Below are 5,990 nucleotides of genomic sequence, written 5' to 3' on the forward strand. Positions count from 1 at the left end.
CGCCGTGCCCTGCCCGGGGACGACCAGCACGGCCGCGCCTCCGGAAGCCGTGTGCGCGCGCAGGTCCGCGTACGCGCGCTCGACCTCGCCGCGGTACGCCTCGACCTGCTTCAGCGGCAGCTGCAGCGCGCCTTGCTCGCCGTCGCCGGACAGCTGCGTCAACGTCCACCACGGCAGTCCGAGCTCGCGGGTGTGCTCGGCGACGTCGCTCAACCCGCGGTAGGCCGAGGCCCCCAGGTCGATCGGGGCGCGGCCGCCGTCGGCGGCGACCATCCAGGACGCCTCCAGGAACTCCTGGCCGGTGCGCACCAGGTCCGCCGCGCGCGCCCGCACCTTCTCCGGATCGGCCAGCACCACGTGCGTACCCGCTGGGACGAGGTCGGTCAGCAGCCGCATCTCTCCGTCGCACAGCGCGGGGATCAACGCCTCCATGCCCTCCACCGCGGCGCCGCCGGCGATCTTGCCGAGCATCTCGGAGAGGTGCCCGTCGGCGGAGTGCTGCTCGGCGAGCTTCCCGGCGCGCTCGGCGACCTGATCGGTGATCAACAGCTCGCGGCAGGCGGGCGCGTACAGGTCGGTGTCGGTGGCTTCCGGCAGCGAACGCTGGTCGGCGACGGAGAACGGGCGGATCTCGGTGACCTCGTCGCCCCAGAACTCCACGCGCAGCGGGTGTTCCTCGGTGGGCGGGAACACGTCGACGATGCCGCCGCGCACGGCGAACTCGCCGCGCTTCTCCACCATGTCGACCCGGGTGTAGGCCAGGCCGGTCAGCCGCTGCACCAGCTCCTCGAAGTCGTGCTCCTGCTCCAGTTCGAGCCGCACCGGGGGCAGCTCGCCGAGGCCGGGCGCGATCGGCTGGATCAGGCTGCGCACCGTCGAGACCAGCACCCGGACCGGGCCTTCGGCGTGCTCCTCGGGATGCGCGAGCCTGCGCAGCACCGCCAGCCTGCGGCCCACGGTGTCCGCACGCGGGGAGAGCCGCTCGTGCGGCAGCGTCTCCCACGACGGGAAGACCGCGACGCCGTCGGCGCCGATCAGGTCACCGACCGCTGTCGCGGTCTCCTCGGCTTCCCGGCCGGTCGCGGTGACCAGCAGCACCGGCGCCGAGGCTCCTTCGGCCAGCGCAGCGGCGGTGAGCGGACGGGCCGCCACGGGACCTTCCAGCACCACGTGCGGACTGCCCGCGGACTCGATCAGCCGCTGGAAAGCGGCATCGTCCAGCAGCGGACCGAGCAGCCCGCGCAGCGCGGCGGCCGGCGCCGCTTCCGTAGCCGTGGCAGGACCAGCCTGGGTCATGGAGCATCCCTCGCACCGAGAATCACCGGAAACGCGCACAGACCCGTCCCCGGGAACGACTTTGCCTCCGGCCCATCGGCGTACCCGGTTGCTGGCCGAGTCGTGCGGCCGCACCCGGCGTGGATCGGTGATCCGGGGCGGCACCACCGGGGGCCGGTAGCTCCGGGAACCGTGCTGATCTCGTCCGGGAATCGGGCACGTCCCGGGAGGTCCGGGCGGCGGGAGTCACCGTCCAGCCTACGACTCCGCACCGACGCTTCTGGGCCGCCCCGGATCGATGGCTCCCGTTCGCTGGACCTGCGGCTGTCGCTTGCTGGACCGGCGGCTATGCCTTGCTGACATACTGTGACCATGCGCACAGTCCGGTTCGCCGCTTTCGCCGTGACCCTGCTGCTCGCTGCGTGCAGCGCTCCGGACGGCACGCCATCGGAGGCCGCCGCGAGGGCGCCGGAACCGGCCGCGCTCGGCGTCGAAGTGGTCGCGGGCGGGCTGACGCACCCTTGGGACATCGGCTTCCTGCCGGATGGCACCGCACTGATCCCGCAGCGCTCCGGCAAGCTCGGACTGCTCACCGGCAACCGCCCGGGAGCGCAGGTCCGGCCGGTGCGGGCCGACTTCTCCGACGTGTTCGCGCGCGGCGAGGGCGGGCTGATGGGCCTGCTGGTGCATCCGGATTTCGCCAGCACGCGGCAGTTCCTGACGTGCCAGACGTACCAGGAGAACGGGCGGCCGGTGGACGTCCGGCTGATCAACTGGCGGCTCTCCGAAGACGGCAGCAGCGCGCAGCGGGTCGGGCCGCCGCTGCTCACCGGGCTGCCGGTGAACCAGGGCGGCAGGCACTCCGGTTGCCGCCCCGCGCTGGCCGAGGACGGTTCGCTGCTGGTGACCACCGGTGATGCCGCGGACCCCGGAGCCGCGCAGGACCGCAGCGGCCTGGGCGGGAAGGTGCTGCGAATGGACTTGCGCACCGGAGAACCGCTGCCGGACAACCCGTTCGCGAACTCGCCGGACCCGGCCGAGCGGCTGATCTACACCTACGGGCACCGGAACGCGCAAGGCATCGCGCCGCGCCCTGGTGGTCAGGTGGTCGTCGCCGAGCACGGTCCGGATCGCGACGACGAGCTCAACGTGCTGGTCCCGGGCCGGAACTACGGCTGGGACCCGTCGCGCGGCGGCAGCTCGGACTCCTACGACGAGTCGGTGCCGATGACCGACCTGCGGCGGTTCCCGGACGCGGTACCCGCGGTGTGGTCGTCCGGCGACGCGACCGAGGCGGTATCCGGAGCCACGTTCCTCACCGGCCCGCAGTGGGGCGAGCTCGACGGGATGCTCGCAGTGCCCGCGCTCAAGGGCTCGAAGCTGCTGCTGTACCGGCTGGAACCCAACGGCGCAGTGCAGGAAGTCCTGATCCCATCGGAGCTCGACGGCACGCACGGCCGTCTCCGCGCCGCACGCCAAGGCCCTGACGGTGCCCTCTATGTCACGACGTCCAACGGCGAGAACGACCAGGTGCTGCGCATCTCGTCAACGTGACCAGGCACCGAAGATCTGCTCGTACAGCACGTCGACGTCGAGATCGACGTCCACCGGAGCGGCCTTGACCGTGGCGGGCCGACCGGACTCCACCACTGCGGACTCGGCGTACTCTCCCTTGTCGAGCTGAAAACAGAAGATCGCGGGCGGCGCCCCGGGCATCGGCTCGACCCGCCAGTAGAACGGAACTCCGGCCTGCGCGTACGCCTCGGGCTTGACCATGCGGTCGTCCTTGCGCGTCCGCGGCGAGACGACTTCCACCGCGAGCAGCACTTCGGACGCCGCCACCTTGATCGTGCCGTCGCTCTGCGCGGGAACAACGCTGATGTCCGGAACGAACCCCATGCCCTCGACGACGCTGATTCCCAACGCGCTCACCGCCACGAGGTCCGAACGTTCCTCGCGGCGCAACGCCTGCCGCAGGAGCAGCCGGAGTTCGTCACTGATCGCCTGATGGGCGTAGCTGGGCGCAGGAGTCACCTTGAAATGTCCGCCAATCAGCTCCACCCGGTTGCCGCCCGGGTCCTCGTCGAGCGACTCCCAATCGGCCAGCGCGTAAGGCGGACCGCCGGTGTACGCGAGTGCACTACTCATAGTGTTCAGATCATCGCACACCGTGATCACCTCAGTTTCAGCGGACCTCTCGTCCCATTATTGCCCAGTCGTAAAGCGAAGTTCCGGAAGTGAACGGACCGTGCGCCCGGTCGGTCCAGCGGACCGTTCACTCGGGGAGGATTCACCGCCAGTTGCCCAGCTTGGGCTTGTGCTCCAGGTGGGATAGCCCGTTCCAGGCCATGTTGACCAGGTGCGCGGCGACCTCTTCCTTCTTCGGCGTCAGCACCTCCAGCCACCACTGGCCGGTCCGCGCGACCATGCCCACCAGCGCCTGGCTGTAGAGCGGCGCCAGCTTCGCGTCGTAGCCCTTCGCGCTGAACTGCAGCCCGAGGATGTGCTCGACCTGGCTGGCGATGTCGTTGAGCAGCGACGAGAAGGTGCCCGTCGTGCTGGCCACCGGCGAGTCGCGCACCAGGATGCGGAACCCGTCGGTGGAGTTGTCGATGTACTCCAGCACCGCCGTGGCCGCCTGTTCCAGCAGCGCACGGGGGTGACCGGCGGACAGCGCGGAGACGACCAGGTCCAGCAGGTTGCGCATCTCGCGGTCCACCACGACCGCGTAGACGCCTTCCTTGCCGCCGAAGTGCTCGTAGACGACCGGCTTGGAGACCCCGGCCCGGTGCGCGATCTCCTCGATGGAGGCCGCCTCGAACCCCTTCTCCGCGAACAGGGCCCGCGCCACGTCGAGCAGTTGCTGGCGCCGTTCCTCACCGGTCATCCGGACCCGGGCCGTGCGCGCCGAACGGCGTCTGGTCTCCGAGTCCGGGGAGTTCCGCTTCCGCCGTCCCGCCACGCGGCAACCCTAGCCGCCACTGCCGGGCACGATGCGGACCTCCCCGGACGCGTGCCGAGTTCGCGCCGCCCGCTGCGTTCCGGTCGTGCCGCCCGGTTCAGCCCTTGTGCTCGGTGACCGCGATCCGGGCCAGCCGCTTCTCGTTCGGCCAGCGCACCTTCCACGCCCAGCCCAGCTTCTCGAACGCCCAGATCGTCCGCGCCGAGATGTCCAGCTGCCCGCGCAGCACCCCGTGCCGGGCGCAGGTCGGATCGGCGTGGTGCGAGTTGTGCCAGGACTCACCGAACGACACGATCGCCAGCGGCCAGAAGTTCGCCGCCTTGTCCCGGCTCTTGAACGGCCGCTCGCCGATCATGTGGCAGATCGAGTTCACCGACCACGTGATGTGGTGCAGCAGCGCGACCCGCACCAGACCGGCCCAGAAGAACGCGGTCAGCGCGCCCCACCAGGACCAGGTCAGCAGCCCGCCGAGCACCGCGGGCAGCACCAGGCTCAGCGCCGTCCACAGCACGAACAGGCTGTTGAGCCGCACCAGCGCGGAGTCCTTGCGCAGGTCCGGGGCGAACCGGTCCTCGTTGGTGAACGCGCGCTCGAACAACCAGCCCATGTGCGCGTACCAGAAGCCCTTGGCCAGCGCCGCGGGCGAGCTGCCGAACCGCCACGGCGAATGCGGATCGCCGTCCCGGTCCGAGTAGGCGTGGTGCCTGCGGTGGTCGGCGACCCAGGTGATCACCGGGCCCTGCAGCGAGGTCATGCCCGCGATCGCCAGCGCAGCGCGCAGCCCGCGCTTGGCCTTGAACGAGCCGTGCGTGAAGTGCCGGTGGAAGCCGACGGTGACCCCGAGCCCGCTGATCACGTAGAAGACCGCGGCGAGCCCCACGTCGACCCAGCCCAGCCCCCAGCCCCAGGCGAACGGCACGGCAGCGATCACGGCCAGCGTCGGCACGGTGACGAACAGGTACACGAAGACCTGTGCGACTCTCGGCCGATCGCCCGCGGTCAGCGGTGTCGGTCCGGTGTCGGCGCTGGGCGCCTCGGGCGCAACGCTCGTTGCTGCTGTCATGCTCACTACCTCAACTGGTCAGGTGGTGGGAAGGACGGTCTGCCTGCGCCGGGTGCGCGGCCGTCGACCCCGAATCCTACGGGACCGTAACCTACGGCAGCGTAAGTTCGTGGATGCACGATCGTCACCCCCCGGCGATGATATTGCGGCGTGTCGCACCAGCTCGGGCGTGTCCGGAATTGATCTGCCGGGCAGGCGCGCTGGACGAACGTGCCACCATGTCGACTGGGCTGACACGGCCTGCAGGCGTGCCGGTAAGCTCTGCCGCCGAACCGGTCCGTGCGCAGGCCGGCCGAAGCGGCGGGCTCGCGAGCGGGACCGCCCACCGACCGATCCGCCGTGGTGTAAAGGCAGCACCTCAGATTTTGGTTCTGATGGTCCAGGTTCGAGTCCTGGCGGCGGAGCAGCGGTCGCAGGCGGTGCGGCCGGGCCGGTAAGACGGTTGCCGGTCCTGCCGGGTGCGCGATGCCCGGCGCAGCCGTGACGATCGCCGACCTCCCGGCCCCGGCCGGGCTGATTCCCAGCAGGGGGTGTGCGCCGCTGCACGAGGACGCGACGGACGTGCGCGACGACGCGACAACCGCGCTGAGCGAAGTCAGCGACGCGTGGTTGGTGGGTCGCGCGCGCGAACTGAGCGCCGTCGGGCAGAACAGCGACGCACTCGGGCAGCGCGGCACCATCCGCGAGATC

At 70.8% G+C, this 5,990-nt stretch carries 5 protein-coding genes, 1 tRNA gene and 1 pseudogene; 3 read left to right on the forward strand and 4 right to left on the reverse strand.

From position 1 onward, the window contains the following. A pseudogene (locus tag IJH84_RS26370) lies at positions 1–1,296 on the reverse strand (transcription-repair coupling factor); the annotation flags it as partial. 351 nt (positions 1,297–1,647) lie between these two features. On the opposite strand from IJH84_RS26370, the gene IJH84_RS26375 reads away from it, so the two are divergent. Further along, on the forward strand, positions 1,648–2,829 hold the full coding sequence (locus IJH84_RS26375) for a PQQ-dependent sugar dehydrogenase (RefSeq protein WP_295150233.1): 1,182 nt from the start codon (positions 1,648–1,650) through the stop codon (positions 2,827–2,829). Here the strand turns inward: IJH84_RS26375 and IJH84_RS26380 are convergent. From IJH84_RS26380 to IJH84_RS26390, 3 genes are all read right to left on the reverse strand, one after another. Then, positions 2,821–3,423: a Uma2 family endonuclease gene (locus IJH84_RS26380; protein WP_200069260.1), complete on the reverse strand. Its 603-nt coding sequence runs from the start codon at positions 3,421–3,423 to the stop codon at positions 2,821–2,823. The two genes, IJH84_RS26375 and IJH84_RS26380, sit on opposite strands and share 9 nt — an antisense overlap. 142 nt (positions 3,424–3,565) lie before the next feature. Further along, a complete protein-coding gene (locus IJH84_RS26385; protein ID WP_295150243.1) occupies positions 3,566–4,162 on the reverse strand; it encodes a TetR/AcrR family transcriptional regulator in 597 nt (198 codons plus the stop codon). Positions 4,163–4,334: 172 nt separating this feature from the next. After that, complete coding sequence (locus IJH84_RS26390) at positions 4,335–5,300, reverse strand: acyl-CoA desaturase (RefSeq protein WP_295150238.1); 966 nt, start codon at positions 5,298–5,300, stop codon at positions 4,335–4,337. A gap of 333 nt (positions 5,301–5,633) precedes the next feature. Here IJH84_RS26390 and IJH84_RS26395 point away from each other — a divergent pair. Beyond that, positions 5,634–5,704: transfer RNA gene (locus tag IJH84_RS26395), tRNA-Gln, on the forward strand. A 76-nt stretch (positions 5,705–5,780) separates the two neighbouring features. Beyond that, positions 5,781–5,990 (forward strand): hypothetical protein (locus IJH84_RS26400; protein ID WP_295150241.1); only part of this gene is annotated, 210 nt, incomplete at its 3' end.

Origin of the sequence: Saccharopolyspora sp., from assembly GCF_017434145.1 — a bacterium.
Taxonomy (GTDB): domain Bacteria; phylum Actinomycetota; class Actinomycetes; order Mycobacteriales; family Pseudonocardiaceae; genus Saccharopolyspora_C; species Saccharopolyspora_C galaxeae.